This window comes from Tessaracoccus sp. MC1627 (assembly GCF_014164725.1).
GTDB lineage: Bacteria > Actinomycetota > Actinomycetes > Propionibacteriales > Propionibacteriaceae > Arachnia.
This window is the reverse complement of sequence record NZ_JACJGA010000004.1, coordinates 508,692-533,182: the sequence shown is the minus strand read 5'-3', so window position 1 is coordinate 533,182 and position 24,491 is coordinate 508,692. Positions and strand designations below refer to the sequence as shown.

Annotated in this window: 21 protein-coding genes; 13 read left to right on the top strand and 8 right to left on the bottom strand. The window is 69.8% G+C overall.

The window, feature by feature from the left end:
• The first annotated feature begins 59 nt into the window (after positions 1-59).
• The 8 genes from rapZ (at position 60) to H5399_RS10960 (ending at position 6,885) form a co-directional block, all read left to right on the top strand.
• Positions 60-923 carry an RNase adapter RapZ gene (gene rapZ / locus H5399_RS10995; protein WP_182783066.1) on the top strand — a complete coding sequence of 288 codons (864 nt, stop codon included), beginning with the start codon at positions 60-62 and terminating at the stop codon, positions 921-923.
• Positions 920-1,867 carry a uridine diphosphate-N-acetylglucosamine-binding protein YvcK gene (gene yvcK / locus H5399_RS10990; RefSeq protein ID WP_182783065.1) on the top strand — a complete coding sequence of 316 codons (948 nt, stop codon included), beginning with the start codon at positions 920-922 and terminating at the stop codon, positions 1,865-1,867. Before rapZ ends, yvcK begins: the two co-directional genes overlap by 4 nt.
• A gap of 33 nt (positions 1,868-1,900) precedes the next feature.
• Positions 1,901-2,884, top strand: a complete 984-nt coding sequence (gene whiA, locus H5399_RS10985) for a DNA-binding protein WhiA (protein WP_182783064.1) — start codon at positions 1,901-1,903, stop codon at positions 2,882-2,884.
• Positions 2,885-3,005: 121 nt separating this feature from the next.
• Complete coding sequence (gene gap, locus H5399_RS10980; protein WP_182783063.1) at positions 3,006-4,001, top strand: type I glyceraldehyde-3-phosphate dehydrogenase; 996 nt, start codon at positions 3,006-3,008, stop codon at positions 3,999-4,001.
• A 100-nt stretch (positions 4,002-4,101) separates the two neighbouring features.
• Positions 4,102-5,316: a phosphoglycerate kinase gene (gene pgk / locus H5399_RS10975; RefSeq protein WP_182783062.1), complete on the top strand. Its 1,215-nt coding sequence runs from the start codon at positions 4,102-4,104 to the stop codon at positions 5,314-5,316.
• The gene (gene tpiA, locus H5399_RS10970) at positions 5,316-6,095 is read left to right on the top strand and encodes a triose-phosphate isomerase (protein ID WP_182783061.1); all 780 of its coding nucleotides are present in this window, start codon (positions 5,316-5,318) and stop codon (positions 6,093-6,095) included. The genes pgk and tpiA overlap by 1 nt, the downstream gene beginning before the upstream one ends.
• A gap of 132 nt (positions 6,096-6,227) precedes the next feature.
• Positions 6,228-6,488 carry a preprotein translocase subunit SecG gene (gene secG, locus H5399_RS10965; protein ID WP_370585751.1) on the top strand — a complete coding sequence of 87 codons (261 nt, stop codon included), beginning with the start codon at positions 6,228-6,230 and terminating at the stop codon, positions 6,486-6,488.
• Between the two features lie 40 nt (positions 6,489-6,528).
• Positions 6,529-6,885, top strand: coding sequence for an RNA polymerase-binding protein RbpA (locus tag H5399_RS10960; protein WP_182783060.1), 357 nt, complete (start codon positions 6,529-6,531; stop codon positions 6,883-6,885).
• A 24-nt stretch (positions 6,886-6,909) separates the two neighbouring features.
• On the opposite strand, the gene pgl is transcribed toward H5399_RS10960, so the two are convergent.
• Genes pgl through zwf form a run of 3 tightly spaced genes read right to left on the bottom strand, consistent with a single transcriptional unit; the run spans position 6,910 to position 10,086 of the window.
• A complete protein-coding gene (gene pgl / locus H5399_RS10955) occupies positions 6,910-7,641 on the bottom strand; it encodes a 6-phosphogluconolactonase (RefSeq protein WP_182783059.1) in 732 nt (243 codons plus the stop codon).
• A 1-nt stretch (position 7,642) separates the two neighbouring features.
• Positions 7,643-8,545, bottom strand: a complete 903-nt coding sequence (locus tag H5399_RS10950) for a glucose-6-phosphate dehydrogenase assembly protein OpcA (protein WP_182783058.1) — start codon at positions 8,543-8,545, stop codon at positions 7,643-7,645.
• 11 nt (positions 8,546-8,556) lie between these two features.
• Positions 8,557-10,086, bottom strand: a complete 1,530-nt coding sequence (gene zwf / locus H5399_RS10945) for a glucose-6-phosphate dehydrogenase (RefSeq protein ID WP_220489349.1) — start codon at positions 10,084-10,086, stop codon at positions 8,557-8,559.
• Between the two features lie 111 nt (positions 10,087-10,197).
• Between zwf and H5399_RS10940 the strand changes: the two genes are divergently transcribed.
• The 3 genes from H5399_RS10940 (at position 10,198) to H5399_RS10930 (ending at position 14,065) form a co-directional block, all read left to right on the top strand.
• Positions 10,198-11,124, top strand: a complete 927-nt coding sequence (locus H5399_RS10940) for a heme o synthase (protein ID WP_182783056.1) — start codon at positions 10,198-10,200, stop codon at positions 11,122-11,124.
• 130 nt (positions 11,125-11,254) lie between these two features.
• Entirely contained in the window at positions 11,255-12,580 is a 1,326-nt protein-coding gene (locus H5399_RS10935; protein ID WP_182783055.1) for a DUF4921 family protein, read from the top strand.
• Positions 12,581-12,634: 54 nt separating this feature from the next.
• Entirely contained in the window at positions 12,635-14,065 is a 1,431-nt protein-coding gene (locus H5399_RS10930; RefSeq protein ID WP_182783054.1) for an MDR family MFS transporter, read from the top strand.
• 10 nt (positions 14,066-14,075) lie between these two features.
• Here the strand turns inward: H5399_RS10930 and H5399_RS10925 are convergent, their stop codons facing one another.
• Positions 14,076-14,642, bottom strand: a complete 567-nt coding sequence (locus H5399_RS10925) for a DinB family protein (RefSeq protein ID WP_182783053.1) — start codon at positions 14,640-14,642, stop codon at positions 14,076-14,078.
• 85 nt (positions 14,643-14,727) lie between these two features.
• Between H5399_RS10925 and H5399_RS10920 the strand changes: the two genes are divergently transcribed.
• Complete coding sequence (locus H5399_RS10920; protein WP_182783052.1) at positions 14,728-17,154, top strand: PEP/pyruvate-binding domain-containing protein; 2,427 nt, start codon at positions 14,728-14,730, stop codon at positions 17,152-17,154.
• An 831-nt stretch (positions 17,155-17,985) separates the two neighbouring features.
• Complete coding sequence (locus H5399_RS10915; protein ID WP_182783051.1) at positions 17,986-19,920, top strand: HNH endonuclease signature motif containing protein; 1,935 nt, start codon at positions 17,986-17,988, stop codon at positions 19,918-19,920.
• A 251-nt stretch (positions 19,921-20,171) separates the two neighbouring features.
• Here the strand turns inward: H5399_RS10915 and H5399_RS10910 are convergent, their stop codons facing one another.
• From H5399_RS10910 to H5399_RS10895, 4 genes are read right to left on the bottom strand one after another with little or no spacing between them, the layout of a single operon-like run.
• Positions 20,172-22,148: a M3 family metallopeptidase gene (locus H5399_RS10910; protein WP_182783050.1), complete on the bottom strand. Its 1,977-nt coding sequence runs from the start codon at positions 22,146-22,148 to the stop codon at positions 20,172-20,174.
• Positions 22,099-23,025 carry a heme A synthase gene (locus H5399_RS10905; RefSeq protein WP_370585750.1) on the bottom strand — a complete coding sequence of 309 codons (927 nt, stop codon included), beginning with the start codon at positions 23,023-23,025 and terminating at the stop codon, positions 22,099-22,101. Before H5399_RS10905 ends, H5399_RS10910 begins: the two co-directional genes overlap by 50 nt.
• Positions 23,013-23,771: an ABC transporter permease gene (locus tag H5399_RS10900; RefSeq protein ID WP_182783049.1), complete on the bottom strand. Its 759-nt coding sequence runs from the start codon at positions 23,769-23,771 to the stop codon at positions 23,013-23,015. Before H5399_RS10900 ends, H5399_RS10905 begins: the two co-directional genes overlap by 13 nt.
• Positions 23,768-24,469: an ABC transporter ATP-binding protein gene (locus tag H5399_RS10895; protein WP_182783048.1), complete on the bottom strand. Its 702-nt coding sequence runs from the start codon at positions 24,467-24,469 to the stop codon at positions 23,768-23,770. The genes H5399_RS10900 and H5399_RS10895 overlap by 4 nt, the downstream gene beginning before the upstream one ends.
• Positions 24,470-24,491 lie beyond the last annotated feature (22 nt).

Below are 24,491 nucleotides of genomic sequence, written 5' to 3'. Positions count from 1 at the left end.
GGTCCGGGTTCGCCCAGCGTGGGGGCGCTCACTGGCGCTCCGGCTACTAGGCTGACGCCATGACCGATGCCACGCAGGAGATCGCCATCATCACCGGCCTGTCCGGCGCGGGCCGTCGCACCGCAGCTCACACCATGGAGGACCTGGGCTGGTATGTCGTGGACAACCTCCCGCCCGTGATGCTGCCGACGCTCGCCCAGACCCTGCGTGGCTACGGGGTGGTGCGGATCGCCGTGGTGGCGGACGTGCGCTCGCGCGAGCAGTTCGAGCAGTTGCCCGACGCCATCAAGCGGCTGAAGTCCGAAGGGGCCTCGGTGACCAGCGTGTTCCTCGAGGCCGCCGACGACGTGATCGTGCGCAGGCAGGAGTCCAACCGTCGTCCCCTCCCGCTGCAGGGTGGGGACCGGCTCATCGAGGGCATCGACCGGGAGCGGCGGCTGCTCGCCGACCTCCGCGCGGAGGCCGACATCGTCGTGGACACCACGTACCTGTCGGCGCGGCAGCTCACCCAACGGGTGTCGAACCACTTCGGTGACGAGGCGACGGACAAACTGAAGATCGCGCTGATCTCCTTCGGTTTCAAGAACGGGGTGCCGATCGACGCCGACATGGTCTTCGACGTGCGCTTCCTGCCCAACCCCTTCTGGATCCCGGAGCTGCGCCCGAAGTCCGGCCTCAGTAAGGACGTGGCGCAGTACGTGCTCAAGCACGACGCGGCCCAGCACTTCCTGGGGGCCATGCTCAACCTGGTGGAGACGGTTGCCCCCGGATACCTCGCGGAGGGGAAGCGCCAGGTCACCGTCGCCATCGGCTGCACGGGCGGCAAGCACCGCTCCACCTCCATGAGCGAGGAGTTCGCGGTCAGGCTCCGCGAGAAGGGCTTCCCCACCACGGTTCTCCACCGGGACCTGGGCAAGGAATGACCCTTCAGCGGCTTCCCCGAGTGGTCGCGCTGGGGGGTGGGCATGGGCTGGCCGCGTCGCTGACCGCCCTGCGCCGGGTCACCGACCGGTTGACGGCGGTGGTGACGGTCGCCGACGACGGCGGCTCGTCGGGTCGTCTGCGTCAGGAGCTGGGTTGCCTCCCGCCCGGTGACCTCCGGATGGCGCTGGCGGCGCTCTGCTCGGACGATCACGTGGGCCGGACCTGGGCCAGTGTGCTGCAGGCCCGCTTCCATGGAGAGGGTCCGCTCGGCGGTCACGCCATCGGCAACCTCCTCATCGCCGGCCTCTGGCAGCAACTCGACGATCCGGTCGCCGCCCTGGACATGGTCGGGGACCTCCTGCGGACCCGCGGCCGGGTGCTGCCGATGAGCTCCGTGCCGCTGGAGATCGAGGCCGACGTGGTGGGGCTGGACCCGATGGCCCCCGACGAGGTGTGCACCCTGTCCGGGCAGGCCACCGTCGCGAAGACGCGCGCCACGGTCCAGTCGGTGAGGCTGATTCCCCACCGTCCCCCCGCGCGCCCGGAGGTGATCGCCGCGATCCGCGAGGCGGACAGTGTGGTGCTCGGGCCCGGCTCATGGTTCACCAGCGTGATCCCGCACCTCCTCGTGCCGGACCTCGCGCGCGCCGTGCTCGAGACTTCCGCGCAGCGGGTTCTGGTCCTCAACATCGCTCCCGCCGAAGAGACCGACGGGTTCTCACCGTCGCGCCACATCGAGCTTCTGGCGGAGCATGCCCCTGGCCTCAGGCTCGACGTGGTGATCGCCGACGGCCGCTTCGCCGACACCGACGAGCACCTCGCGGCCTACGTCCACTCGCTCGGGGGACGCCTCGTCACGGCGGACATCATGGCCCGCGACGGCTCTCCCACGCACGACCCCAACCGGCTGGCGGCCGTGTTCAGTGAGGTCATCGGCGGCTGACGGGTGCTCGGAAGGGTGTGGCACACTGCGAGCATGGCGCTGACACAGAAGGTGAAGTCCGAGCTCGCGACGGTCGTCGCGCCTCACCCGTCAGTGCGCCGCGCGGAGGTTGCCGCCCTGCTGCGGTTCGCGGGAGGGCTGCACCTGGTGGGGGGTCGGATCGTCGTGGAGGCCGAGCTGGACACCGGCGCCGCGGCCCGCCGTCTGCGCACCTTCATCACCGAGCTCTACAACGTCGAGAGCGATCTGCTCGTGATCAACGGCTCCGGCGTCAGGCGCGGCCCCCGCTACACGCTGCGCGTGGTGCGCGACGGCGAACAGCTGGCCAGGCTCAGCGGCCTGGTCGACCAGCACCGCCGCCCCGTCCGCGGCCTGCCGCCCTCGGTCGTGGGCGGGTCTGTGGCTGATGCCGTGGCCATGTGGCGCGGTGCCTTCCTGGCCCGAGGCTCGCTCACCGAACCCGGCCGGTCGATGGCGCTGGAGATCACCTGCCCCGGCTCGGAGGCCGCGCTCGCGCTCGTCGGCGCCGCCCGACGGGTCGGTGTCGCGGTGAAGGCGCGCGAGGTGCGCGGGATCGACCGGGTCGTCATCCGCGACGGCGACGCCATCGCAGAACTGCTCACCCGCATGGGTGCGGGAGAGACCCGGCTCGCCTGGGAGGAGCGGCGCAAGCGGCGCGAGGTCCGAGCGAGCGTGAACCGCCTGGCCAACTTCGACGACGCGAACCTCCGTCGGTCGGCCCGCGCGGCTGTCGCGGCGAGCGCACGGGTGGAGCGCGCCCTGGAGATCCTCGGCGACGATGCCCCGGAGCACCTGAGGACCGCCGGCGAACTGCGCCTCGCGCACCGCCAGGCGAGCCTGGAGGAGCTGGGCGGCCTCCACGAACCGCCCCTCACCAAGGACGCCGTCGCCGGCCGCATCCGTCGGCTTCTGGCCACGGCGGACAAGCAGGCAGAAGACATGGGCATCCCCACCACGGAGGCCAGCCTGCCCGCCGATCTCCGCGACGACGAATGACCGCGAAGTAGAGGTCAGGCGAAACTGACCCCCCACCTTCCCTGGAGGCCACAACTGGTTAGGATGAAGGCGTCCACATGCGCTTTTTCGCGCAAGGTAGCTGAAAGGGATCGATTTCCTCATGACCGTTAAGGTTGCAATCAACGGCTTTGGCCGTATCGGCCGTAACTTCTTCCGCGCGCTCGTCGCGTCGGGTGCCGATCTTGATGTCGTCGCAGTCAACGACCTGACCGACAACAAGACGCTGGCCCACCTGCTCAAGTACGACTCGATCCTCGGTCGCTTCCCCGGCGAGATCAGCTACGACGACGACGCCCTGACCGTCGACGGCAAGGAGATCAAGGCCTTCGCCGAGCGCGACCCGGCCCAGCTCCCCTGGGCGGACCTCGGCGTCGACATCGTCATCGAGTCCACCGGCTTCTTCACCGACGCCACCAAGGCCAAGGCCCACATCACCGCCGGCGCCAAGAAGGTCATCATCTCGGCCCCGGCCAAGAACGAAGACATCACCATCGTGATGGGCGTCAACGACGACAAGTACGACGCCGCGGCGCACACGATCATCTCGAACGCTTCGTGCACCACCAACTGCCTCGCCCCGATGGCCAAGGCGCTCAACGACGGCATCGGCATCGTCAAGGGCCTGATGACCACCATCCACGCCTACACCCAGGACCAGAACCTGCAGGACGGCCCACACAGCGACCTGCGTCGTTCGCGCGCCGCCGCCCTCAACATGGTGCCCACCACCACCGGTGCCGCCAAGGCCGTGTCCCTGGTGCTCCCCGAGCTCAAGGGCAAGCTGGACGGCTACGCCATGCGCGTGCCCACCCCCACCGGCTCCGCCACGGACCTCACCTTCGAGGCCGCCCGCGAGACCACCGTCGAGGAGATCAACGCGATCGTCAAGGCGGCCGCAGACGGCAAGTTCCTCGTCTACACCGACGACGAGATCGTCAGCAAGGACATCGAGACGGATCCCGCGTCCTGCGTGTTCGACTCCAAGCTCACCAAGGTGATCGGCAACCAGGTCAAGGTGCTCGGCTGGTACGACAACGAGTGGGGCTACTCCAACCGCCTCGTCGACCTGTCCGTCCTGGTCGGCTCGAAGCTCTGATCCGACTCCCAGTGGTCTGAACGACGGCCCTGTGATCCCCGCGGGGGTCGCAGGGCCGTCGTCGCCCCACCGAACAACACCGACCAAAGAAAGGCTCACTGTGAAGTCTGTTGCAGATCTGGGCGATCTCCACGGCACGCGGGTACTCATCCGCTGCGATTTCAACGTCCCCCTGGACGCTGACAAGAACATCGGGGACGACGGCCGCATCCGCGCCGCGCTCCCCACCCTCAACGCCCTGCGCGACGCCGGCGCCCGCGTCGTAGTCATGGCCCACCTCGGCCGCCCCAAGGGGCAGGTCAACCCCAAGTACTCGTTGGCTCCGGTCGCAAAGCGGCTCGGTGAGTTGCTCGGCGCCGAGGTGAAGCTCGCCGACGACGTCGTCGGCGAGTCCGCCAAGGCCACCGTCGACGCGCTCGCCGACGGCGAGGTGGCCCTGCTCGAGAACGTGCGCTACGAGCCGGCCGAGGAGTCCAAGGACGAGGCAGCCCGCCAGGAGCTCGCCGCCAAGTACGCGGCCTTCGGCGACCTGTTCATCTCCGACGGCTTCGGCGTGGTGCACCGCAAGCAGGCCTCCGTCTACGATGTGGCGAAACTGCTCCCCAACGCGGCCGGCTACCTCGTGGCCAAGGAGGTCGACGTGCTGCGTCGGCTCACCGAGACCCCCGAGCGCCCCTTCGTCGTGGTGCTGGGTGGCGCGAAGGTCGCGGACAAGCTGTCGGTGATCGACAACCTGCTCAAGGTGGCCGACACTCTCGTCATCGGCGGCGGCATGGTGTTCACGTTCCTCAAGGCCCAGGGCCACGAGATCGGTGACTCCCTGCTCGACGAGACCAACCTGGAGACCTGCCGCGGCTACCTGGAGGAGGCCAAGGCCAAGGGCAAGACGATCCTGCTGCCGGTCGACGTGCGCATCGCCGACGGGATGGACTTCGACGCCCGGGAGGTCAAGGGCGACGTGGACGTCGTCTCGGCTCATTCCATCCCCGCCGGGAAGCAGGGCCTTGACATCGGCCCCGAGTCCGAAAAGCTGTTCGCGGACGCCATCACCGGCGCCAAGACGGTGTTCTGGAACGGCCCCATGGGCGTGTTCGAGATCGAGGCACTGTCGCACGGCACGGCCGCTGTGGCCAAGGCGCTGACCAAGGTCGAGGGTCTCTCGGTGGTCGGTGGAGGAGACTCCGCCGCGGCCGTGCGGGTCCTCGGCCACGCCGACGACGAGTTCGGCCACATCTCGACGGGCGGCGGCGCCTCCCTCGAGTTCCTGGAGGGCAAAGAACTGCCCGGCATTTCCGTTCTGGAGGAGGACAACTGATGACCCGCAAGCCGATCATGGCCGGTAACTGGAAGATGAACGTCGACCACATCGAGGCCACTGGACTGGTGGAGAAGATTCACTACGCACTGCTGGACAAGGACTACGACCCCTCGAAGTCCGAGGCCGTCCTCATCCCGCCGTTCACGGACCTGCGCACGGTGCGCACCCTGATCGACGGCGACCGCCTGCCGTTCCAGCTGGGCGCGCAGAACGTGTCGCAGTTCGACAACGGCGCCTACACCGGCGAGATCTCCACCTCGATGCTCACCAAGCTCGGCGTCAGCTATGTGGTCGTCGGCCACTCCGAGCGTCGCCAGTACTTCGGTGACACCGACGAGATCATCAACGCCAAGGCCGCCAAGGCCCTGGCCGCGGGCATCACGCCGATCATCTGCGTGGGCGAGGGCCTGGACATCCGCAAGGAGGGCCGCCACGTCGAGTACACCCTCGATCAGGTCCGCGGCACGCTGGCCAACCTGACGGCCGAACAGGTCGCCGGCCTCGTCATCGCCTACGAGCCGGTGTGGGCCATCGGCACCGGCGAGGTGGCCACCCCTGACGACGCCCAGGAGGTGTGTGGCGCCATCCGCAAGGAGGTCGCCGCACTCTACGACGAGCCCACGGCCGAATCCGTTCGGATCCAGTACGGCGGCTCCGTCAAGGCGGACAACGTGGCGCAGATCATGAGCAAGCCGGACGTCGACGGTGCCCTCGTCGGGGGCGCCGCCCTGAAGCCCGATGAGTTCGCGGCCATCGTGCGGTTCTACCAGCTCTGAGTAACGCAAGCAGGCGGGCGGCGCGGGACGATAGGTCCCGCGCCGCTCTGCGTTGTGGCCACCGCGCCGTCCAGGGCCGGACAGGCGGGGGCGAATGTGGATAACCGGTCGTCGTCGGATAGTCTGTACGGCGTGATTGTCCCCCTCGTGTCTTGGCCGGTGACGACGCTCTCAATCATCGCGATTGTCCTCAGCGTCCTCCTCGCGGCCACCGTCCTCCTCCACAAAAGTCGTGGCGGCGGAATGTCTGATCTCTTCGGCGGCGGCATGTCGACCTCCATGGGTGGAGCGTCGACGGCGGAGCGCCGGCTGGACCGGATCACGGTCGTGTTGTCGCTGGTCTGGCTTCTGACGATCATCGGGCTGCTGGTGCTGTACCGCATCGGCGCCTGACCCGGCACGACCCCTTCATCACGTCTCAAGGAGAACACAAGTGGCAAGTGGCAACGCCATTCGCGGCAGCCGTGTCGGCGCCGGACCGATGGGTGAGGCAGAGCGTGGCGATACCGCGCCGCGGCTCCACGTCTCGTACTTCTGCGCCAGTGGGCATGTGACCCGGCCGGCCTTCGCCGTCGATGCGCCGATCCCCGAGTCGTGGGACTGCCCCCGCTGCGGGCTCCCGGCGAACATGGACGCAGACAATCCGCCGCCGCCGCCGAAGATCACCCCCTACAAGACGCACCTGGCCTACGTGAAGGAGCGCCGCACCGACGCGGAAGCTGCCCAGATCCTGGAAGAGGCCGTGTCCGCCCTGCGCGCGCGCCGCGCCTCCGGCGAGGTCATCTACTGAGTCCCCTGCGGTGCAGCTGCCTGCTCAGAACGGGCAGCTGTACTGCGCAGGAAGGCCGCTCGCGGCGGCGTCATCCAGATACCACAGGGTGACCTTCTCCCCGCGCACGTGAGAGGCGGGAAGCCTCCGATCCCCCTGCAGGGCCCCGGCGACGGCGCCGGCCTTGGCCGCACCGGTGGCCATGATCCACATCTCCGTGGACCTGTTGAGCGCCGGGATGGTGAGCGAGATCCGCTCCGTCGGGGGCTTGGGTGCATCCGTGACGCCGATCACGCTGCGCGTAGTGGGATCGAAGCTGGGGTGCCCCGGGAAGATCGAGGCGACGTGTCCGTCCTCCCCGACGCCCAGCAGCATGATGTCGAAATGGGTGGTACCCAGTTCGGCCTCGTACTCCGCGGCGCACTCGTGCGAGTCCTTCCGCCCGTCCTGAGCGGCCATCATGTGGGTGTCGGCCGACTTGATGGACACGGTTCGGGCCAGCCGCGACACCGCCTGCAGCGAGTTGCGGTCCGGATCCGTCGCGGGGACGAACCGTTCGTCGCCCCACCACAGCTGCAGTTTCGCGGCGTCGAGGTCTGAGCCCACGGCCAGCTCGGCGAAGCGTTCATACATGGCGTTGGCGGCATTGCCCCCGGTCAGGCAGACGTGCACGATCGGCTGGGTGTCCTGAAGCTCGACGAGGCGGTCCAGCAACCGCTGCGCCACCAGGTGGCTCACCTCGTCCGCGCCCGGCATCCGGACCACTCGGGTGTACACGTCAGCGCCCCTCGGCGTCGGCCACGAGACGGCTCGTGGCCGCCTCGAAGATGTCGTCGGCGTCCATGCGTTGCAGTTCCTCGGTCAGGAGGTCCGTCAGCGGCCGGCGCCTGAGTGCGACGGTGCGCTGCGGTTGATGCGGCACCTGGTAGAGGGCGGTGCCCTCCGCCACGCGACGCACCGTGATGTCGCCCTCGAGGGTGGTGAGCCGCACCTCGTTGACGCCGGGCTGGTCGCCGTCACGGCGTTCGACGTGGACGTCGAGCCTGTCGCTCAGCCACGCGGACAGGAGTGTCGCGGGGGCGTTGTCCGGGGCGGCGGAGACCATGGCGCCGATGACCTCGGAGCGCGTCTGGTCCATGGCCGCCGCGAGCAGGGCGCGCCACCGGGTCAGCCGGGTCCAGGTGAGGTCAGTGTCGCCTGGGGCGTGGTTGCGGGCGCGGCGCAGCAGCGCATCCTGAGGGTCGTGACAGCCGGCCGCGTCTGTGATGCGCCGATCGGCGAGGCCACCGATGGGGTCGTCGGCGAGATGGTCCGGCGCCTCGTGCGGCCACCACACGATGGTCGGGGAGTCCGGCAGCAGCAGCGGAAGGCAGATCGAGTCCCCGTGGTGGCGCAGCTCCCCGTGGAGCCTCAACACGACGAGATCCCCGGGAAGGCCCTCGCCCACCTCGATGGTCGCGTCGAGCCGGGCCTGGTCGGCCTCCACGTAGGTCACGAGGATGACCCGCGACGGGTGGGCGGTGGCTGAGGCCTTCGCGGCCTCTAGCACCTCGTCGAAGTGCCCGTCAGTGGTGACGATGAGGAGGGTCAGCACGAGGCCGCTGGCCCCAGCGGTGCGCTTGGCGCTGATGAGGGCGGACGCCACTTCTCGGGACGACGTGTCGGTCAGTTCGATGATCATGACAATCCTCCTCAGGGCCTACGCCAGTTGAAACCGTCACGGGCCAGCATCTCGTATGCGGAGGCGGGGCCCCAGGTGCCGGACGCGTACTGCTCAGGTTGACCCTCGACGGAGGCCCAGTACTCGATCACCGGGTCCAGGATGCTCCAGCTGAGCTCCACCTCCTCCTGCTGCGGGAACAGCGGCGGGTCGCCGAGCAGGACGTCGAGGATGAGCCGCTCGTAGGCCTCCGGGGACGATTCGGTGAACGACCCCCCGTAGCCGAAGTCCATCGACACCTCCCGGATCTCCATCTGGGTGCCGGGGACCTTAGCCCCGAACCGGAGCGTGACCCCCTCGTCGGGCTGGATCCGCATCACGAGGGCGTTGGTTCCGAGCTCCTCGGTATCAGTGGCGGTGAAGGGCAGGTGGGGTGCCCGCTTGAAGCTCAGCGCCACCTCCGTGACGCGGCGGGGCATGCGCTTGGCGGAGCGGAGGTAGAAGGGCACCCCGGCCCAGCGGCGGTTGTCGATGTCCACGCGCATCGCGGCGTAGGTCTCCGTCTTCGAGCCCTCCGGCACGCCCTCCTCCTGCAGGTACCCGATCACGGGCTTGCCGCCCTGCCATCCGGCGGCGTACTGGCCGCGCGCGGTGTGCAGGTCGTATCGCGAGGGGACGCGGGCCGCGGCGAGGACCTTCTGCTTCTCGGCACGCAGCTGGCTGGCCTCGAACGAGGTGGGCTCCTCCATCGCCGTCAGCGCCAAGAGCTGGAGGAGGTGGTTCTGGATGACGTCGCGGGCGATGCCGATCCCGTCGAAGTAGCCGGCGCGGCCACCGATGCCGATGTCCTCGGCCATCGTGATCTCGACGTGGCTGACGTAGTGGTTGTTCCAGATCGGCTCGAACATCTGGTTGGCGAAGCGCAGCGCCAGCATGTTCTGCACCGTCTCCTTCCCCAGGTAGTGATCGATGCGGAACACCTCATGGGGTTGAAACAGCGCTGAGACCACGTCGTCGAGCTCGCGCGCCGAGGCCAGGTTGTGGCCGAACGGCTTCTCGATGACCACCCGGTTCCAGTTGCCTTCGGAGCGCTCGGTCATGCCGTGGCGCCGCAGCTGCGTCATCACCTGCTCGAAGCTCGACGGGGGGATGGACAGGTAGAACGCGTGGTTTCCGCCGGTGCCGCGGGCAGTGTCCAGCTCCCGGATGGTGCCGCGCAGCCGCTCGAACGACTCGTCGTCGTCGAACGTGCCGGAGACGAACCGGATGCCTTCCAGGAGCTGCTCCCACACCTCCTCCCGGAAGGGTGTGCGCGCGTTCTCCTTCACCGCATCGTGGACGACCTGCGCAAAGTCCTGGTCCGCCCAGTCCCGGCGCGCGAATCCCACCAGGCCGAAGCCGGGGGGAAGCATGCCGCGATTGGCAAGATCGTAGACGGCCGGCATCAGCTTCTTGCGGGACAGGTCCCCGGTCACCCCGAAGATGACGAGGACGCAGGGCCCGGCGATCCGGGGGAGCCGTCGGTCCTGCGGATCGCGCAGCGGGTTCTCGTAGCTGTTCATCGTCGCCAACCCTATCCCTGCGAGGGCAGCGGGGGAACGGATCCCGCGCCGCGCTTTGGGTGCCCCCCATCGGGCGAGATAGACTGCCGGGAGCGAAGGTGAGGGAATGAGGTGCATGTGGCGGTCGGCTCTGTCGCTGCGTCCTCGGGGGCCCGCTTCTGGGATGTGGTCAAGGCGTATGTTGCCCTGACCAAGCCGCGCATCATCGAACTGCTGCTCGTCACCACCGCTCCGGCGATGTTCCTGGCGGCCGGCGGGCTGCCGCCGTGGGAGCTGATCGTGGTGGTCATGATCGGCGGGCTGTTCGCCGCGGCGTCGGCCAACACCTTCAATTGCGTGATCGACGCGGACATCGACGAGGTGATGCGGCGCACCCGCCGCCGACCCGTCCCGCGACACCAGGTCTCCACGCGCAACGCGCTGGTCTTCGGTGTCGTGCTCGGAGTCCTTGCCACGCTCGTGCTCGGATTCGGCGCCAACTGGCTCTCCGCCGTCCTGGCGCTCACCGCGAACGCGTTCTACGTGTTCGTCTACACCATGTGGCTCAAGCGCCGCACCTGGCAGAACATCGTGTGGGGCGGCATCGCGGGCTGCTTCCCGCCGCTCATCGGCTGGACAGCTGTGACGGGCAGCGTCGCCTGGCCGCCGCTGATCCTGTTCGCCGTCGTCTTCCTCTGGACGCCACCGCACACGTGGGCGCTGGCCTTCCGTTACCGCGAGGACTATGCGGCAGCCGGGGTGCCGATGCTGCCGGTGGTGTCGACCCCGCCGCGGGTCGCCGCTCAGATCTTCTGGTACACGCTGGCCACCGTCGTGGTGTCGCTGCTGCTGTGGCCCGTCACCCCCACCGGGCCGCTGTACCCGATTGTCGCGGGCGTGCTGGGCGCGGTGTTCCTCGCCGAGGCCGTGGCGCTGTGGCGTAGAGCCAGGGCGGGCGCCGAGGGGCCCCAGCTCAAGGCAATGCGGCTGTTCCACTGGAGCAACACCTATCTGGCCCTGCTGTTCCTCGCGGTGGCCATCGACCCGCTCCTGTTCTAGTGTCCTGCGCCAGAATTCGCTGCGATTGACGGCGCCCCAGCGGCGCCTCGCCGCGTTCTCCTCGCTCGACGAACAGTAGGAGCTGCCGAGCAAGCCTCCGCAGCCCGCCACTGCGCACTATCGTCGGGGGATGCAGCCCTTCGCCCGGGAGCCGGATTACGTCACTGTGCTGCGCGATGGCACCGTCAAGCAGATCAATCCCCTCACCGGCACCGAGGTGTGGACGGTCGCGGGGCGGGCCAACCGCCCGCTCGGCCTTCCCGTCCACGAACCGCGGCCGGTGGATCCCGGGCTGCACGGCCGGCACTGCCCGTTCTGCGAGGAGCGTTACCTGGAGACTCCGCCGGAGAAGTCCCGCGTGATCCTGGGGGAGCGTGGCTGGAAGACGATCTACCGGAACCCCGCGGAGGACCTCTTCGCCACCGTCGCTGAGTTCCGGCGCGTCCCCAACCTGTTCGAGATCCTGAGCTTCGACTACTGGCATCAGAACTACGGGTTCGAGCTGCCGGACCGGGTGCGCCTGCGCCGCGACGCGTACCTTGCCTCAGCCGAGGGCAAGGCTCACGTCCTCAGCGTCATCGGCGCCAAGCTGCGCGCCTCCGGGATGACCGACGCCGAGATCGCGGCCCTCCCCGAGGAGGAGAGGATCGGCCGCGCCTCCGGGTTCTTCGGCGGCGGCCACGACCTCATCGTGGCCCGTCGCCACTTCGTCGACGGTGCCACCGACGACTCCCAGCTCGCCTCGTCCGGGACCCTCACCCCGGACGAGCACGCCCGATTCGTCGCCTACACGATCGAGTCGGCCCGGATGGCCTACGAGATCAACCGGTACGCGCGCTACGTGGCCGTGTTCCAGAACTGGTTGAAGCCCGCGGGCGCCTCGTTCGACCACCTGCACAAACAACTCGTGACCATCGATGAGAGGGGCGCGCACCACGAGGCCACCCTTGCCCGGCTGAGGGGCAACGCGAACCTCTTCAACGAGGCCGGCCCCAACTACGCGGCTCGCCGCAACCTCGTCATCGCCGAGAGCGGCTATGCCGTCGCCTTCGCGGGATTCGGGCACCGGTATCCCACCATCGAGATCCACTCCACCAGCGAGGCCTCCGACCCGTGGGAGCAGCGCGACGACGAGGTGCGGGGGATGTCGGACATGATCCACGCCATGCACGCCGCCACAGGGTCGGCCATCCCCTGCAACGAGGAGTGGCACTACCGCCCGATCGACGTCACCCTCCCGATGCCGTGGCGGGTGATGCTGAAGTGGCGCATCTCGACGCTGGCCGGGTTCGAGGGGGCCACGAAGGTCTACCTCAACACCATCGCACCGGCTACGCTGCGTGATCGGGTGGTCAGCGCTCTCCTCGATCTGCGCGGGCGAAGGCTCATTGCCCCGGGCCTGGCGATCGGTTCCGAGGCGCCGGGCCGTCCCAACCCGCTGCGGTACCGCCGCTAGCGAACCGCTGCAGTGTGGCGGGACGCACTCCGACCGCCACGAAGGGACTCTCCCATGTCCACCGATATGCCTCGGCCCACCGACCGCAGGGTCATCCCCATCCTCCTGGTCGCCGCGTTCGTCGTGATCCTGAACGAGACCACCATGAACGTCGCCCTGAGTTCGATCATGTCCGATCTCGGCATCACCGAGCGCTCCGCCCAGTGGCTCACCACCGCGTTCATGTTGACCATGGCCGTCGTCATCCCGGTGACCGGCTGGCTGCTGGACCGGCTGCCGACGCGCCGCGTGTTCGTCCTCGCCCTGAGCCTGTTCAGCCTCGGGACACTGGCATGCGCGGTCGCGCCGAGCTTCGGGTTCCTGGTGCTGGGGCGCGTGATCCAGGCCACCGGCACCGCCATTATGATGCCGCTGCTGATGACCACCATCATGCAACTCGTCACCCGGGAGCATCGCGGCCGGGTGATGGGCAACGTCTCGATGGTGATCTCGGTGGCCCCCGCCGTCGGCCCCACCCTGTCCGGCGTGATCCTTCAGGTGGCGTCGTGGCGCGGGATCTTCTGGGTCGTGCTCCCGATCGCGCTCCTCATGCTGTGGCTCGGCTCCCGCCGATTGACCAACGTGGGGGAGACGAAGGACACGCCCCTGGATCTCGTCTCGGTGCCGCTCACCCTGCTGGGGTTCGGCCCTCTGGTCTACGGGCTGAGCCTGGTCGGGTCCGACGAGGTGGAGTTCTGGGTGCCCCTGCTGGCCATCGGGATCGGCGTCGCGGGCCTCGCGGCCTTCGTGGCGCGACAGTCCGCGCTCCAGGCCCGCGGCGCGGCGCTGCTGGACCTGCGGACCTTCACCTACGCCACCTTCACGGTGGCGGTGGTGATGATGGCGATCGCGATGATGGCGCTGTTCGGGACCATCATCATGCTGCCGCTCCTGCTCCAGCGGGCGTTCGGGCTTGAGCCTCTGCAGGTCGGGTTGATGCTGCTGCCGGGCGGAATCGCGATGGGGCTCCTGTCGCCGGTGGTCGGCCGGCTCTACGACCGGGTCGGGCCGAGGGCTCTCGTGGTGCCGGCGAGCGTCGTCGTGATGGGCGTGTTCGTGTTCTACTCCACGATCAGCCTGGCCACCCCGTGGTGGGCGATCATGCTCGGCCACGTGGTGATGAGCGTGGGGTTCGCGTCGATGTTCACCCCGCTGTTCACCGTGGCGCTGGGCTCGCTGCCGCGGCACCTGTACTCCCATGGGTCCGCCGTCGTGGGCACGGTGCAGCAGGTCGCGGGCGCCACGGGCACGGCCATCTTCGTCACGATCTTCGCCATCCAGTCGGCGGCGGCCGCCCCGACGGACGCCTCAGAGGCCGAGGCCCTGCTGGTGGGTGCCCGGTGGGCCTTCATGGCGGCCGGAGCCATCTGGACCGCCGCCGTTGTCGCGGGGCTGTTCCTCAGGAAGCCTGCCGACGTGGAGAACCTGGTCGCCGCGGCTCACTGAGCAGCCTCGGTCACGCCTCGTCCGCGAGCCGGGTCAGCATCGTGCGGTGGGCCGCCCACCCTTCGGCCGGTACCCACAGGTTCGTGTTGCCGCTGAGTAGTCCGGCGGCCCCGTCGATCCCCTCCCGGATGATGTCGGCCTGCCCCGCGTGCCGGGTGATGTCGTTGAGAACGTGCACGAGGACCCTGGCCAGCGTGGTCTCGCCCCTCTCACCCCACCAGGCGACGCGGCCAGGTGTCTCCAGGGGCATCTCTTCGATGGCGCTGTCCACTACCTGGCCCACCTCGCGGTACTGCCGGACGAGGTCCACGGCCCGCTCGTCGCGTGTGGCGTAGAAATCGGCATTGGGGTCGGCGCCGTAGTCCAGTGCCGGGATCACGATGGGGGAGGTCCTGGCGAAGCAGTCGATGAAGTATCCGTGCTCCACGAAGGCGCAGTGCTTGACCAGCCCCAGCAGGTTGGTCCCGGTGACGGTGCGGGGGAGTCTGAGCTCGCGTTCGCTCAGACCCTCGGTCTTCCACAGGAGCGCCTCTCGGGAGGATCGGAGGTGGTTGAGCAGGATCTCCTTGATGTCCATGCCGTCATTCTGCCCCTCAGCGCCGGCAGATGTCTGTGACTCCCGAAGCCGACGGGCCGCGCCCGGCCGGGGGTAGCGTGGCCCCATGGTGCGCCTCTGCCGTCCGCTATCGGACCTCACACGCGACGACCTCGCTCTGGCAGGTGGCAAGGCCGCCAACCTCGGTGAGTTGATCGGCGCCGGGTTCGACGTCCCGCCCGGGTTCGTGGTCACCACCGACGCGTACCGGCTCGCCGTCGGCCCGCTTCAGCCGACGAGGGCGGCGATCGCCGCGGCACCCATACCGGATGTAGTGGAGACGGCCATCCGGGAGGCGTACCGAAGCCTGGGGGAGGGCCCTGTGGCTGTGCGGTCCAGCGCGACGGCGGAGGACCTGCCGGGGGCCACCTTTGCCGGGCAGCAGGATTCGTTTCTCAATGTGATCGGGACCGATGCGGTGGTCGCCGGGGTGCGCGGCTGTTGGGCGTCACTGTGGACCGACCGGGCGATCTCCTATCGCTCCCGGCTCGGTATCCCCGACGACGCCGTCGCGATGGCGGTGGTGGTGCAGACCATGGTCGACGCGGAGTGGGCTGGGGTGATGTTCACCGCGCACCCGGTGACGGGGGCGCGGGACCGGGTCGTCGTCGAGTCCAACCCGGGGTTGGGGGAGTCTGTGGTGTCGGGCGCGGTGACTCCGGACCACGCGGTGGTGGGCCCGGACGGAGCGGTCGTCGACCGGCGGATCGGCCACCGGGAGTCGGTCGTGCTCCCGGCCGCGGGTGGCGGGACGACGACGGCGCGGGGAGACAGGGGCGTCCACGAGTTGCCGGACGCCATCCTGCGCCGCCTGGCGGAGCAGGGCCGACGGGCGGCCGGGCACTTCGGCGCCCCGCAGGACATCGAGTGGGCCCTGGCAGGCGACGCGATCCTTCTCACTCAGTCACGCCCCATGACGGCGCTGCCGCCTGCGCCGATCCGGCTCAACCGCGTGCAGCGGTTGACCGGGCCGGTGGCACTCGAGCTGTTGCCCCGCCGCCCCCTACCGATGGAGCTGACGGCCTGGATCGAGCCGGTTGTCTTCCCCCACCTGGAGCGCCTCACCGACGCAATCGTCGGAGTCAGGATGGGCGTGGCGGACGCGCTCCTGGCGAACGACGGCATCCTCAGAGAGTTGGTCCCGCCGAGCCCGCGCCCCACGCGCAGGACCCCCGCGCGACTCGTCCGCACCTTCGTGCGGGCCGCGCGGCACCGGGCGAAGGACTGGCGCCTCGACCCTCGATGGCCGGATATCGTTCGCCGTGGGAGGGAGCTGCAGGCGTTTCCTATCAAGCAGGCGACCTGGGCGGAGTTGACCGCCATCCCGCACCGGGCCTCGGTTCTCGCTGTCGAGCTCGCCGAGCTCCGCGGCCGCTACCTCCCCGCGGGTGGGCGGGCCCTCGCGGTGCTCAGCCTGATCCTCCCTCGCCTGGGTGCCCCAGAGGGCGCGATGACCGCGGCGCTCGGGGCGACCACCGACACGATGCGCGCCAACGCCGCGCTGGAGGCCCTCGCCGAGATCGTGCGGTCGAACGCACCGCTGGCCCGCGACTTCTCCACACTCTCGCCAGCCGAGCTCGTCCCCGTCGTCGAGGCGCTGCCCCGCGATGGCGAGTTCCGCACAGGCCTCGACGCGCTGATGGCCGGCTTCGGGCACCGCGAGACGGGGAGCATCCTCCTCCCGATGGATCCGTCGTGGGGAGACTCGCCATCGACGGTCCTCGGCCTGGTTCAGGTGCTGGCCAGGCAGCCGGCCGAGTCGAGGGAGGACAACGGCGGAGCGAGCGCGGTCCTCGACCTTCCCCGGGTGCGTCGGCTCCACCTGGGGCGCCCACTGCGCTCTCTGATCAGAGACGCCCGCGAGGGGATCGGGCTGCGCGAGGACACGCACTTCGAACTGGTCCGGACCATGCCCGCGGTCCGCCGCGCGGTGCTCGAGATGGGGCGTCGCCTGGCCCTCCAGGGAGCGATCGATGAGCCGGAGGACGCCTGGTTCCTCGTGTGGAGCGAGGTCGACCGGCTGCCCGATCCCGCGAGACACCCCGTCGACGGCAGTCTGCGGGACGCCATCGCGCGGAGGAAACGCGCTGCCGCGGCACTCGCCGGCGCCCCCCTCATCGCGTCGTCGACGCTGTATCCACGCCGCCCCTTGGGTGAGGCCCTCGCTGCGGGCATGCCCGGGGGCGGGGGCCTCGCGACTGGCGCGGTCCGGGTCATCAGGAACCAGAGCGAGTTCCCCACCCTCCGCCCCGGCGAGGTGCTGGTGTGCCCCGCTACGAACCCGTCCTGGACGCCACTGTTCGCGGTGGCGGCCGCCGTCGTGGTGGATCACGGCGGTCCCGCGTCGCACGCTGCCATCGTCGCCCGCGAGTACGGCCTCCCTGCGGTGCTGGGGGTCGGTGACGGCACCTCGACGCTGGCAACGGGTCGGCGGGTCACCGTCGACGGCGACCACGGTCTGGTCCTCGCCGCAGAGGACACCCCGGGCGGCTAGGGGGCATCCTCATTGGTTCCTTGGGGTCCTGGTTCTGGCGGCGAGGTCGTCCCCTTCGCTCCCTGAGGAGGGCCGCCCGCGGAGCGGCGAGCCCCGTCCCCTTTCGGTCCCTGAGGAGGGCCGCCCGCGGAAGCGGCGTGGCCGGTCGACTCCCGCTCCCTGAGGAGGGCCGCCCGCGGAAGCGGCGTGGCAGGTCGACTCCCGCTCCCTGAGGAGGGCCGCCCGCGGAGCGGCGAGGCCCGTCTCGAAGGGTCGTGACTACCACCTTCGTGCGAATCTCATGGTCGGGTGCGGTGAGCCGTGAGTCGATGCCCGGGCGGCCGTTGTCCAGAGTGCCGTTGTCGACTGCTGGTCTGGTTGGTGGCTGGGGTGTTGAGGCCGCCCGGGCATCGTCTCCCGTCTCCCCGCACTCGTCATGCCTGTGGCGTTGCCAGGTCCCGGGTGCGGGCCGGCAGGGCGGCGTTGGGGTTGGGTCTGCTTGGGCGGGATGCCGGTTGGGTGATCGTCGGGTTGGGCACCGCTGCGCAGTGCCGCCCTGCTGTCCCCCACCCTTGTTCTAGTGTGCGGGTTTCCATATTCCGAGACTTCCTCGGTTGCTTCGCGACGGGGCCCCTCGGGAACCGAGCTCCCTGAGGAGGGCCGCCCGCGGAGCGGCGTGGCCCGTCTCGAAGGGTCGTAACTGATGCTGACAAGCAATCTTGACCTGGCTGCAGGGCTGCGATGAGCCCCAGGGGCTCGTGTCAGGGGTGCTCAGAAATTGCCTGAACTTTCTTCTGCGGGGGCGGGGTTCTGGGCCCGGTTTTGTCGGTGGCCGGTGACAGAATTGTTCACATGAGCGAGACGGTGGCAGACCTGGGGCAGCGATACATCGCCGCCCTGTGGGGCGCCGCCGCATCCATCGGGGCAGACCAGATCGCGATGCAACGCCTGGCCGGGCTGGTGGAGTCCATCGCCGAGGCCGAGGCCCAACTGGCCGGGCTGCGGCTGCACCTGCTCCACGAAGCCAAGCTCTCCGCCGCGGACGCGGTGATCGACGGGGTGCGGCAGTCGGTGCGCACCACCCCCGCCCAAGCCACCGCGACACTGCGCCTCGCGCAGGATTTGGGGGACCGGTTCCCGCTGATCGGCGCCGCGTTGAGTGAAGGCTCAGTGTCGGTGGCGCAGGCGGAGGCGATCGTCGCCGGGCTGCGGAGGCTCCCGGCGCGCCTGACCCGCGCCCAGCTGATCGAATGCCAGGAACTGATCCTGGCCCACGTCGACACCCTCGGCCCCACCGAGCTACGCATCCTGGCATCGCGGCTGGTCGAGGTGATCGACCCCCACGGGTCGGATGCCGACGACGCGACACGTCTGGCCCGGGAAGAGGCCGCCGCGCGGCGCGACAGGTTCCTGCACTTGTCTCCCGATTTCCACGGGTCGATGCGGATCACCGGCCAACTCCCCGTCGCCGACGCCGCCCTCCTCACCGCGCAACTCGATGCCCTGATGCCAGCCGCCTCCACCTACGGCACCACCGGCGAGACCCCGAGCCGCGGCGCGCGCCGCGCCGACGCCCTGCTGCTGCTGACCCAGCACGCCGCCAGTGGCGGCACCCTCCCCTCGCATGGGGTGGACCGTCCCCAGGTCCACATCACCCTCAACTACGACACCCTCACCACCGGGCTGGGTGAAGTCAGCGTCCTCGGCGCCGGCGGGGTCGATGGTTTGTCGGCGGGGGAGGCCCGCCGCCTGGCCTGCGACGCGCGCCTGATCCCGATGGTGCTGGGCACCCCATCGCGGCCACTGGACGTGGGGCGCACGCATCGCCTGTTCACCCCCGCCCTCCGGGCCGCACTCGTCGAGCGGGATCAGGGCTGTGTGTTCCCCGGCTGTGCCGCCACACCGGCCGGCTGTGAGGCGCATCACATCATTCCGTGGTGGCAAGGCGGCGCAACATGCCTCGCCAACGGCGTGTTGCTCTGCCCGTTCCACCACCGCCTCGTCGAACCCGACCCCGCCAATCAGAGGAATCCCAATGGCAGGTTCACCTCGACCCCGCCACAGGTGTGCCGTGGTTCACCCCACCCCGGCACATCGATCCGGTGCGCAGGCCGAGGCAGCATCAACGCCACCGGCTGCAGCAACTCGCACCCCGCGTGGCGGGACCACCCTGCCCACCCGACCCCGGCCTGCCTGACTCGGTCTCGCCGATCGTGCCTGAGCGCCGTGCGCCGGATCTCGACGAACTCATCGGCCGCAGCTCCGCCGTCTGGGCTTCCGCCGGCTAGCGTCATCCGCGAGTGCAGCAGGGGTCAACGACCCGCTCACGAGCGCAGCGGCCTCGATACGTCAGGGATTGCTTGTCAGCGCCCAGTTACGACCCTTCGAGACGGCCCGCGCCGCTCCGCGGGCGGCCCTCCTCAGGGAGCGGATGGGACCTCCCGCGCCGCGCAGCGACCGCGCAGAATGTCTCGAAGAATCGAAAACCCACACCCGAAAGCCAGGGTGAGGGACGGCAGGGCGGCACTGCGCAGCGGTGCCCAACCCGACCACCACCCCACCGGCATCCCGCCCAAGCAGCCCCAACCCCCGACGCCGCCCTGCCGGCCCGCACCCGGAACAAGGCAACGCCACAAGCAGGGCGAGTGCGGGGAGACGCGAGACGATGCCCGGGCGGCCTCAACAACCCAACCACCGACCCCGTCCGCGGCGACCTCAAGAACATGGACAACGGCCGCATGGGCATCGGCTCACGGCTCACCACACCCGACCACAAAAACTGCGTGAAGGTGGCAGTCACGACCCTTCGAGACGGCACCCGCGCCTTCGGCGGCGCGCCTCCTCAGGGAGCGATGGGGACAGGCCACGCTCCGCGGGCGGCCCTCCTCAGGGAGCGGTGGTGCGGGCGGCCCTCCTCAGGGAGCGGGGAATCGAGGCCACGCCGGCTTCGCGGGCGACCCTCTTCCGCCCAGGGAGCGGCAGGAGACCGGCACCGCCGCCAGGACCTGAACCCCCGACGAACTAGCGAAGACGAACCATTAGAGGGTCAGGCCCAACCGGTCCAGCAGCGGGGCGAGCTGCGGATCCCGGCCGCGGAAGCGACGGTAGGTCTCCATCGGGTCCACCGAGCCGCCGGGGGCCAGCAGCGTCCTGCGGAAGTGGCTCCCGGCCTCGCGCAGAGGGCCGGTCTGCTCGTCGAACCACGCCACGGCGTCCGCGTCCATCACCTTCGCCCAGGCGTAGCCGTAATAGCTGGCCGCGTATCCGCCGCCCCAGATGTGGGCGAAGTACTGCGACCGGTAGCGCGGCGGGACCAGGTCGTCGACCAGACCCCAGCGCTCGAGGGCCGCTCGCTCGAAGGCCTCTACCTCATCCGGCGAGGACGGCAGCTCGTCGAGGGGGGTCATGTGCCAGGCCAGGTCCAGGAGTGATGCCAGCTCGGTCTCTGCCGTGGCGTAGCCCTGGCCGAACCTGCTGGCGTCCTCCAGCTTGGCCACCCACTCGGGCGGCAGCACCCGCCCCGGCGTCCAGGCCCAGTGCTCGTTGACCTGGCTGGGGAACTCCACGAAGTCGCGAGACACGTTGGCGCCCGAGCGGGACGCGTACTTCGAGTGCGCGAGCAGACCGTGGAGGGCGTGCCCGAACTCGTGGAACATCGTGATCACGTCATCCCAGGAGATCGACGTGGTGGCACGGGTGTAGTTGCAGTTGTTAGTCACCACTGGCAGCGTCGAGTCGCGCGTGGACTGGTCAACGATGTTGCTCATCCAGGCGCCGCCCTGCTTGGTGGGGCGGGCCCAGAAGTCCATGAGGAACATCCCGAGGGTGGTGCCGTCGGCGTCCCGAACCTCGAAGACCTGGGTGTCCGGCGCGTGCCCCACCACGCCGTCGACGGGGACGAAGGTGATGCCGTACAGCTCGGTGGCCGCGGCGTACACGGCCGCCAGCACCTTCTCCACCTGGAGAAACTCGCCGAGTTCGGCCTCGTCGAACGCGAACCGCTCCCGGCGCACCACGGTCTCGACGAAGCCCCAGTCCGCCGCGGAGAACTCAGCCCCGGGGGCGAGCTCTGCGTAGCGTGCCCGCAGGTCCGCAGCCTCCTCGCGGGCCTTGGCGAGCGCGGCCTGCGCGAGCGGCACCAGCATCTGCAGGATGGCGTCCGTGCTCTTGGCGCACCCAGCCTCGGCGACGATCGCGGCGTGATGCGGGTACCCCAGCACGGTGGCGCGTTCGGCCCTGGCGCGGGCGATGGCGACCACCACGGCACGGGTGTCGAACTCGCCGGCGAGGGCCCGGGTGGTGGAGGCCTCGAAGAGACGACGGCGCACGCCCGCATCGGCGAGCTTCACCGCCAACGGCTGCTGCGTGGTGTTGACCAGCTCGATCCGGTAGCCGTCGCCCGCGCGGAGGGAGGACCGCTCGTCGTCGGCCAGTCCCGCCAGCTCCTGCTCTGTCACGACGACGCCCCCGGCGTTGCGGGCCTCCCGGTTGAGCTGCTCGAATCTCGTCGACAACTCCGCCAGCTGCTGGTTCAGCGCCCGGACCCGGGCCTGGGCCTCGTCATCGAGTTCAACACCTGCCCGGCGGAAGCTGCGGAGGAGCTCGTCCAGTGCGTAGCGGTCCTGCTCGTCCGCGGGGGTCAGGCCGCCGTCGATGCGTGCGCGCAGCCCCTCCAGTCTGGCGAACAGCGCCCTATCCAGGAAGATCGAGTCTGCGTGCGCGGCAAGCCTCGGCGACATCTCCTCGTCGATGGCGTCCAGATCCGGGGAGCCATCGGAGGAGTGCACGGCGTAGAACGCGTTGAGGGCGCGCCGCAGCGTGGCCTCGGCATCGTCCCAGGCGCCCAGGACGTTCTCGACCGTGGTCTCCGACTCGCCGTCGCGGATGAGCGCCAACCCGGCCAACTGCTCGGCCATGCCGATCTCGAAGGCCGAGCGGTAGTCCGTCGGGGTAGCGGCGGCGAAGTCAGGAAGCGCGAACGGCAGCGCGTTCGTCAGGACCGGATTGGTGGGCATGGGATCTCCTCGTCGTCGACACCAGTAGCCACGACACTGCCGCCGTGAGCACGGTCAATCCCACCATATGCAGGATCACGATGCCGACGGGCAGGCCGAGGAAGTACTGCAGGTAGCCGATGACGCCCTGGAGGGCCACCGTGATCAGCGTCAGCCTGGCCGCGCGGGCGGGGCGCGCCTGACGGGTGCGGGTGAACAGCCATACACAGGCCACGACGAGGGCCACCACCAGCCACGCGGACAGCGCATGGATGCGGGCCACCGACTCGATGTCGGCGCCGTTGCGCGGCGAGGCGGCGTCACCGGCGTGCGGGCCGGCCCCGGTGACCACGGTGCCGAGAACGATGGAGACCATCGAGGCCGCGAAGGTCGCGACGACCAACCAGCGGGCACCCGGCGCCACGGGGGTGGGGGAGACCCCGTAGCCCACGCGCAGCGCCCAGACGCACACCACGATGAGAACCACCGACAGCAGGAGGTGCGGCGCCACCCACACCGGATCCAGCTGGGTGAGCACGGTGATCCCGCCGACGATGGCCTGCAGCGGGATGCCGAGACCCACGCCGAGCGTGATCCACCACAGCTTCGAGCGGGCCCCGCGGTTGCGCCAGGCGGCGATGAACGCGCCCAGCGCGGCAGCGATCAGGACGAACGTGAGCAGCCGGTTGCCGAACTCGATCACGCCGTGGATCCCGTAGGCCTCGTGAGGGGTGTAGGACTCGTCGGTGCAGCGCGGCCAGGTGGGGCAACCCAGCCCGGAGCCCGTCAGCCGCACGACGGCGCCGGTCACGATGATGCCCATGTTGCAGATGAGGGAGATCCACAGCCAGCTGCGCAGCGCGCGCTCGCCGTCGACAAGTTTGGTCAGGACGTCCACTTGAATACCTTCCACGCCAGCGCGAGGGCCGCCGCACACCACAGTGCGGCCACCAGTACCGGCCAGCCTAGGGCCTGGCCCTGTGCCGCCGCCCTGAGGGTCTCGCCGAGGGCGCCCGTCGGCAGCGCCGCAACTACTGGCTGGGCCCACCCGGGAAACCGCGACACCGGCAGCAGGACGCCCAGCGGCATGCCGACCAGGTAGAGCAGGTTGGCCACCGCCAGGGTGGCCTCGGGCCGCAACGATCCGGCGATCGCCAGGGCCAACCCCGCGAAGGCGCCCATCGCGAGGACAGTCACGATGAGGGCCACGAATAACGACAGGGGCGTGAACTCGGGCCGCCACCCCAAGGCTGCGGCGATCAGTGCCAGGACCGTCACCTGGCCGGCGGTGATCAGGCTGATGCCCAGTCCCTTGCCGACGAGGATGCCCGGCTTTCCGAGTGGCGTGGCGGCCATCCGCTCGAGGACGTTGTAGCGGCGCTCGAACCCGGTGGCGATCGCCAGGGTGGTGAGGCACGAACTCCACATCGCCAGCGCGAGCACCGAGGGGGCGGTGTTCTGGAGGGCCAGCCCCAGCCTGTCGCCGAAGAACCGTCCGCCCACCAGGATGGCCACCGGGATGACCACGGCCAGCAGCGCCTGCTCGCCGTTGCGCAGGATCAGCGAGGCCTCGGTCGTAGCGTGCGCCCACACCCGGCGCCCGAGCGGTGCCGCGACGGCTGAGGGGGTGAAGTCCAGTGTCATGGGCGGTCTCCGGTGGTGTGGTGGAGGAACGCGTCCTCGAGGCTGCCGTTGACCGTCAGGGCCGCCACGGTTCCCTGGGCGGTGACGCGCCCGCGGTCGACGATGTAGACGTGGTCCGCCAACGCCTCGGCCTCGTGCATGTCGTGGGTGGTGAGGACCACGGCGACACCGGCGTCGCGCAGCCGCTCCAACAGCTGCCACGTGGCGCGCCGCCCCCGCGGGTCCAGGCCTGCCGAGGGCTCGTCGAGGAAGACCAGGTCAGGGCGTCCGATCAATGCGCCGGCCAGGTTGACGGCCTGCTGTTGGCCGCCCGACAGCCGCCGGTAGGGCGTGCGGGCGAAGCCGTCGACGCCCAACAGGCCCATGAGTTCGTCCACCGGCTGTGGCGTGGCATACAACTTCGAGAGGTACCGCAGGAGGCGCTCGGGGGTGATACCGGACCAGGCGCCGGTGGCCTGGGGCATCAGGCCGATCCGGGGAAGGACCAGCGCAGAGCCGGGCGCCTCGCCGAAGAGCGTCAGCTCGCCGGCGTCGGGGTGCGCGAGCCCCGTGCAGCAGCGGATGAACGTCGTCTTTCCAGCCCCGTTCGGGCCGAGGAGGGCAGTGATCCGCCCAGCGTCGGCCTGCAGGGTGAGGCCGGCGAGGGCCTGGGTCTGGCCGAACGACACCGTGAGATCGCGGGCATCGAGGACGGGCACCGGGACAGCCTAGCGCCGCCCA

Excerpts from the sequence above, each read along its gene's own strand:
- rapZ (WP_182783066.1), top strand. The coding sequence starts at position 60 with ATGACCGATGCCACGCAGGAGATCGCCATCATCACCGGCCTGTCCGGC.
- yvcK (WP_182783065.1), top strand. The coding sequence starts at position 920 with ATGACCCTTCAGCGGCTTCCCCGAGTGGTCGCGCTGGGGGGTGGGCAT.
- whiA (WP_182783064.1), top strand. The coding sequence starts at position 1,901 with ATGGCGCTGACACAGAAGGTGAAGTCCGAGCTCGCGACGGTCGTCGCG.
- gap (WP_182783063.1), top strand. The coding sequence starts at position 3,006 with ATGACCGTTAAGGTTGCAATCAACGGCTTTGGCCGTATCGGCCGTAAC.
- tpiA (WP_182783061.1), top strand. The coding sequence starts at position 5,316 with ATGACCCGCAAGCCGATCATGGCCGGTAACTGGAAGATGAACGTCGAC.
- H5399_RS10950 (WP_182783058.1), bottom strand. The coding sequence starts at position 8,545 with ATGATCATCGAACTGACCGACACGTCGTCCCGAGAAGTGGCGTCCGCC.
- zwf (WP_220489349.1), bottom strand. The coding sequence starts at position 10,086 with ATGAACAGCTACGAGAACCCGCTGCGCGATCCGCAGGACCGACGGCTC.
- H5399_RS10935 (WP_182783055.1), top strand. The coding sequence starts at position 11,255 with ATGCAGCCCTTCGCCCGGGAGCCGGATTACGTCACTGTGCTGCGCGAT.
- H5399_RS10930 (WP_182783054.1), top strand. The coding sequence starts at position 12,635 with ATGTCCACCGATATGCCTCGGCCCACCGACCGCAGGGTCATCCCCATC.
- H5399_RS10925 (WP_182783053.1), bottom strand. The coding sequence starts at position 14,642 with ATGGACATCAAGGAGATCCTGCTCAACCACCTCCGATCCTCCCGAGAG.
- H5399_RS10920 (WP_182783052.1), top strand. The coding sequence starts at position 14,728 with ATGGTGCGCCTCTGCCGTCCGCTATCGGACCTCACACGCGACGACCTC.
- H5399_RS10915 (WP_182783051.1), top strand. The coding sequence starts at position 17,986 with ATGAGCGAGACGGTGGCAGACCTGGGGCAGCGATACATCGCCGCCCTG.
- H5399_RS10910 (WP_182783050.1), bottom strand. The coding sequence starts at position 22,148 with ATGCCCACCAATCCGGTCCTGACGAACGCGCTGCCGTTCGCGCTTCCT.
- H5399_RS10900 (WP_182783049.1), bottom strand. The coding sequence starts at position 23,771 with ATGACACTGGACTTCACCCCCTCAGCCGTCGCGGCACCGCTCGGGCGC.